At 46.4% G+C, this 4,568-nt stretch carries 5 protein-coding genes and 12 tRNA genes; all 17 read left to right on the top strand.

Translation table 11 applies throughout. From position 1 onward, the window contains the following. The first annotated feature begins 17 nt into the window (after nt 1-17). The 17 genes from J2Z65_RS35020 to J2Z65_RS34940 all read left to right on the top strand — a co-directional run bounded on the left by J2Z65_RS35020 (nt 18) and on the right by J2Z65_RS34940 (nt 4,247). Nucleotides 18-93: transfer RNA gene (locus J2Z65_RS35020), tRNA-Asn, on the top strand. Between the two features lie 27 nt (nt 94-120). Continuing rightward, nucleotides 121-212: transfer RNA gene (locus J2Z65_RS35015), tRNA-Ser, on the top strand. Nucleotides 213-249: 37 nt separating this feature from the next. Beyond that, nucleotides 250-324 (top strand) — tRNA-Glu (locus J2Z65_RS35010). A 27-nt stretch (nt 325-351) separates the two neighbouring features. Beyond that, nucleotides 352-424 (top strand) — tRNA-Val (locus tag J2Z65_RS35005). 18 nt (nt 425-442) lie between these two features. Further along, a tRNA-Met gene (locus J2Z65_RS35000) sits at nt 443-519 on the top strand. Between the two features lie 29 nt (nt 520-548). Beyond that, a tRNA-Asp gene (locus J2Z65_RS34995) sits at nt 549-625 on the top strand. A 15-nt stretch (nt 626-640) separates the two neighbouring features. Beyond that, a tRNA-Lys gene (locus J2Z65_RS34990) sits at nt 641-713 on the top strand. Between the two features lie 20 nt (nt 714-733). Further along, nucleotides 734-818 (top strand) — tRNA-Leu (locus J2Z65_RS34985). A gap of 142 nt (nt 819-960) precedes the next feature. Next, a complete protein-coding gene (locus J2Z65_RS34980) occupies nt 961-1,212 on the top strand; it encodes a DUF1450 domain-containing protein (RefSeq protein WP_167067216.1) in 252 nt (83 codons plus the stop codon). 115 nt (nt 1,213-1,327) lie between these two features. After that, nucleotides 1,328-1,837, top strand: a complete 510-nt coding sequence (locus J2Z65_RS34975) for a ferritin (protein WP_167067219.1) — start codon at nt 1,328-1,330, stop codon at nt 1,835-1,837. A gap of 133 nt (nt 1,838-1,970) precedes the next feature. After that, nucleotides 1,971-2,609 (top strand): GyrI-like domain-containing protein, encoded by a 639-nt coding sequence (locus J2Z65_RS34970; protein ID WP_167067222.1) that lies wholly within the window; start codon nt 1,971-1,973, stop codon nt 2,607-2,609. A gap of 38 nt (nt 2,610-2,647) precedes the next feature. Further along, the gene (locus J2Z65_RS34965) at nt 2,648-3,100 is read left to right on the top strand and encodes a DNA replication initiation control protein YabA (RefSeq protein WP_167067225.1); all 453 of its coding nucleotides are present in this window, start codon (nt 2,648-2,650) and stop codon (nt 3,098-3,100) included. 11 nt (nt 3,101-3,111) lie between these two features. Continuing rightward, entirely contained in the window at nt 3,112-3,810 is a 699-nt protein-coding gene (locus J2Z65_RS34960; RefSeq protein ID WP_167067227.1) for an AIM24 family protein, read from the top strand. 101 nt (nt 3,811-3,911) lie between these two features. Further along, nucleotides 3,912-3,986, top strand: a tRNA-Gly gene (locus J2Z65_RS34955). Nucleotides 3,987-3,994: 8 nt separating this feature from the next. Next, nucleotides 3,995-4,071, top strand: a tRNA-Arg gene (locus J2Z65_RS34950). Between the two features lie 24 nt (nt 4,072-4,095). Then, nucleotides 4,096-4,169, top strand: a tRNA-Pro gene (locus J2Z65_RS34945). 7 nt (nt 4,170-4,176) lie between these two features. Further along, a tRNA-Gly gene (locus tag J2Z65_RS34940) sits at nt 4,177-4,247 on the top strand. Nucleotides 4,248-4,568: the final 321 nt, after the last annotated feature.

Below are 4,568 nucleotides of genomic sequence, written 5' to 3'. Positions count from 1 at the left end.
ACGTTGCCAAGCAGTTTTCCCTGATAGCTCAGTTGGTAGAGCACTCGACTGTTAATCGAGTTGTCACAGGTTCGAGTCCTGTTCGGGGAGCCATTTTTTATCCTATACCAGGCTTTTCATGGAGAGGTGTCCGAGCTGGCCGAAGGAGCACGATTGGAAATCGTGTAGGCGTCACAAGCGTCTCGAGGGTTCGAATCCCTCTCTCTCCGCCACCTAAAGCACGTATACATAAGAAAAGCCTGTTTACGAGGCCCGTTGGTCAAGTGGTTAAGACACCTCCCTTTCACGGAGGTAACAGGGGTTCGAGTCCCCTACGGGTCACCATCAATATCTTAGAAGTTTTATTCCCATGGAGGCTTAGCTCAGCTGGGAGAGCATCTGCCTTACAAGCAGAGGGTCGGCGGTTCGATCCCGTCAGCCTCCATTTTTCCTTTTTCAATGACGCGGGGTGGAGCAGCTCGGTAGCTCGTCGGGCTCATAACCCGAAGGCCGCAGGTTCAAATCCTGCCCCCGCAACCAACCTCTTGATGAGGTGTTTTATTTTGTGTGGAGCCGTGGTGTAGAGGCCTAACATGCCTGCCTGTCACGCAGGAGACCGCGGGTTCGAATCCCGTCGGCTCCGCCATTTTTTATGCAGTATGAGTCATTAGCTCAGTTGGTAGAGCACCTGACTTTTAATCAGGGTGTCGTAGGTTCGAATCCTACATGACTCACTTTTTTATTTCGGTTATATGCGGTCATGGCGGAATTGGCAGACGCGCACGGTTCAGGTCCGTGTGGGCTAACCCCCCGTGGAGGTTCGAGTCCTCTTGACCGCATCACAAAAAGCTTCCTCAATTCCTTTAGAAGGAGTTAGGGAGCTTTTTTTTACATCCATCTTCAATTTATTGTTGACATTGATTATTATTATCACTAATATCAAGTGTAGGCGGTATATTTGAGCGGTGGAGGTTGAATGACATGAAAACGATTAAATACTGCTGTAGAAATGAAAAGTTCGGATCCAAACAAATATATAAGTCGTTGAAAAATGAGTACCCTGACCTGAAGCAGAAAAAGAAGGATTGCTTAGGGAATTGCAAGCATTGCAAGAAAGAATGCATCGCAATGCTCGGCAAAAAAGAGCTCATATGCGCTTCTTCACCTGACTTACTCTATGCGCAGCTCAAGCAGATTATTGCTGAATCCAGGGCCGAAACCGTAATGGCCTAGACAATAACCTTATAAAATTATGACTTCCGTTTGTATTTCTATGTGAAGTTCTGGTAATCTTGTATGTATGGGAATACGCAATAATTAACCATACAGAAGGGATGTGCAGCACATCATGTTAAAAGATGAACTTACGGAAGCGCTCAACGAGCAGATGAACTATGAATTTTACTCCGCGCACGTCTATTTGGCCATAGCTGGTTATTGTGCGGCAGAAAGCTTGGATGGGTTCTCGAACTTTTTTATCGTGCAGGCGGAAGAAGAGAAGTTTCATGCCATGAAGATTTTCAAATTCATCAATGATCGTGGAAAAAAGGTCTCCTTCGCCGGCATGGATACGCCAGTGAATGAGTACAAATCGATCCTCGACGCGTTTGAGCATGCCTACAAGCATGAGCAGGAAGTCACAAGACGTATTTACCATCTGTCTGATTTGGCACTCAACGATCGCGAGCATGCCACTATGCAGTTTTTGAAATGGTTCATCGATGAGCAGGTAGAGGAAGAAGCCATGTTCGACAGTATTATTAATAAGCTGAAACGAATCGACAAAGACAGCAACGCCTTCTTCATGTTGGATGCTGAATTTGCGCAGCGTACATTCACTCCACCGGCTGGGGAATAATTACATACAATATCTTAGTACAAAAACTTACTTTTTTCGCGGTTTAACAGCGAAGGGTAAGTTTTTTCTATTTGCTGACGTATAGCTGTCAGGGTTTATTTTATATACTGAAAGGAAAAAAAGGAAGTGTCCCATGGAAAAGTTTGATTTGGCCAAAACCTATAAATCCTATTACACGGCTCAGACAAAACCGGAACTTATCGAATTTGAGCCTGTTTGGTACGTGACGATTGAGGGGATAGGGGACCCGGATGGAGATGACTTCGCAAATGCGACTGAAGCGCTCTACACGCTTTCATATAGTATTAAGGGCATTTGTAAGAGTGAAGGGAAAGACTTTACTGTAGCCAAGCTGGAGGGCTTGTGGTGGGTAGATGGAGATAGTAGGAACGCGCTAGAGGTGCCGAGGGAGCAGTGGCGCTGGAAACTGCTGATCAGAATGCCTGAGTTTGTAACTTCAGAAAGGGTAGAGGAAGCTCGTATAAAAGCTAAAGACAAGAAAAAAGAGCTAAAGGCGATTGCGGATATCAGGTTTGAAAGGCTGCACGAAGGAAGCTGTGTACAGATGCTGCATGTGGGCCCATATGCTATAGAGACGGATACGCTAAGACAAATGGAGCAATTCATGGAGATGAATCAGGTAAGCATTAGAGGCCTCCATCATGAGATTTATTTATCTGATCCAAGGAAGGTAGAGCAATCGAAGATGAAGACCATTTTACGTTATCCTGTACAAGGAGCAGAAGTGGTGAAGGGGAGGTTTTTAAGGTAAAATAGAAGAAAATGTCGAGCCGATGGGAGGGAAGGCGGATGCTGGCACGTCAAATTTCAGCAATTCACGTTATCGGCGTTTTGGCGATTGTGATAGGGTTTATGTTCCCTGTCTCTGCAGCCCAAGCCTCCTGGCTCGATCGGGTGAAAGATATTTATCAGCTTCCAGAGAATGTGGAGCAGATTCAGAAGGATTACGAGGCAACGAAGCAACAATTAAAGGAGCAAAAGGACAAGCTCTCGGAAACGATTCGGCATTCACAGGAAACGGAGGAAAAGCTCCTTAAGCAAAATGAAGCGCTGCAAAAGGAAAATCAACTTCTGCAAGAGCGTTTAAAAGCTATGGAGCAAGTGGCGCTAGATAAAGAGAAGCGAAATCGGAAAATAACAAATATGGTTATCGCGGCTGTGCTGCTTGTAGTGCTTTATTTTGTACTTGGACGGGTGTTTCGGTATGTGGTTTGGCGCAGACAGAAGCGTCATATGAGATAGGGGGGAGAAGCATGGAGGTAACTTTCGAACATGCAAGTTCGCAGGCAAGGATGGCCACGCTGCGCATTGAGCAGGAGGAAGCGATTCATGTGCTGCATCCGAACCAAATCGTTGCTTTCCAGGGGAGGTCCGAGCAAAGAGAGGACTCCTTGATGAAGCTGCCCAGCATGTACCGGAAAAAGCGTTTGATACAATCGCGTGTACGTGGTCCTGCCCAGCTAATGCTCGGATTGCCCGAAGGCTATAGCATGTCTGTTGTGCATATTGGTGCAGACGATGATCTTTTGTATGAGTTTCGGCATGTTCTCTTTTATACCGAGGGTGTCAGCTTCACTTCTCACCTGCAAAATGTTAAAAATACGCTCATTACGCAAGAGCTCGTGAAAATGCAGTTCAAAGGACCGGGTACGCTAGGACTTCTGACCACAGGCCCCCTGTATCAAATGACGCTGGATCCGAAGCAGCCTTTATATGTGGATATTAGCTGCCTTATTGCTTATCCGCGTAATGCCGAACTGCGTCTTAGTGTGTATGGCAACACGTTAGCCAGTCAGCATATGAATTATCAATGGGAAATGACGGGTCAGGGGCATGTGTTGCTGCAGCCTTGCAAGCCGGATCGTAAATTGGATGAGCACATGAAAAATGACAGCTTATTGCGACGGATTGCGAAAGAAGTGGTGCCGTTTGGCGGTATTTTTATAAAATAACGATTGGTAACAAAAAACATTTGCATTTGTTCTGAAATCCTGATATATTATTCCTTGTCGCCTCTGAGAAAAGAAATGAAGTGACAAGCAAGACTTACCGTGCGGAAGTGGCTCAGCGGTAGAGCATCGCCTTGCCAAGGCGAGGGTCGCGGGTTCGATCCCCGTCTTCCGCTCCATATTTTAAGCGCCCTTAGCTCAGCTGGATAGAGTATTTGACTACGAATCAAAAGGTCGGGAGTTCGAATCTCTCAGGGCGCGCCATTTTTACTTAAGTTATAAGCGTTTCGGGATGTAGCTCAGCTTGGTAGAGCACCTGCTTTGGGAGCAGGGGGTCGCATGTTCAAATCGTGTCATCCCGATAAATACGCGGGTGTAGTTCAATGGTAGAACTTCAGCCTTCCAAGCTGGTAGCGTGGGTTCGATTCCCATCACCCGCTTCACACAAAGAAAGAGCCACCTTCGGGTGGCTTTTTTCTTTTACAGCGGGAAGGGGGAGAACTCACGGAGGTTCGACCGTCCGTAAAAGCATATAGCGTAAACGCGAGCAGGACGGGCTCCGCAACTTCCGCTATTTTTCTGTGGATGTGTATTCATGTATACAGGAATTGTATTCTTGGGCTTCCCGGCAAGTTGGAAAGGGAACTGGAGTCCGCTATTGGAGGGATTTCTATTAAGCCCCCTAATTAAATTGGAGAGTACCATGGGAAATAAGGTACTATTCATATAAAGGGAGGCGAGCGGAATGAGACAACGTAACA

Source organism: Paenibacillus aceris (assembly GCF_017874035.1).
In the GTDB taxonomy this organism is placed as follows: domain Bacteria; phylum Bacillota; class Bacilli; order Paenibacillales; family NBRC-103111; genus Paenibacillus_E; species Paenibacillus_E aceris.
Note: the sequence above shows the minus strand (reverse complement) of the source record. Positions and strands in the feature narration are given on the sequence as shown.

What these genes read in the sequence shown, in the direction of transcription:
- J2Z65_RS34980 (WP_167067216.1), top strand. Translation starts at nt 961, where the DNA reads ATGAAAACGATTAAATACTGCTGTAGAAATGAAAAGTTCGGATCCAAA.
- J2Z65_RS34975 (WP_167067219.1), top strand. Translation starts at nt 1,328, where the DNA reads ATGTTAAAAGATGAACTTACGGAAGCGCTCAACGAGCAGATGAACTAT.
- J2Z65_RS34970 (WP_167067222.1), top strand. Translation starts at nt 1,971, where the DNA reads ATGGAAAAGTTTGATTTGGCCAAAACCTATAAATCCTATTACACGGCT.
- J2Z65_RS34965 (WP_167067225.1), top strand. Translation starts at nt 2,648, where the DNA reads ATGCTGGCACGTCAAATTTCAGCAATTCACGTTATCGGCGTTTTGGCG.
- J2Z65_RS34960 (WP_167067227.1), top strand. Translation starts at nt 3,112, where the DNA reads ATGGAGGTAACTTTCGAACATGCAAGTTCGCAGGCAAGGATGGCCACG.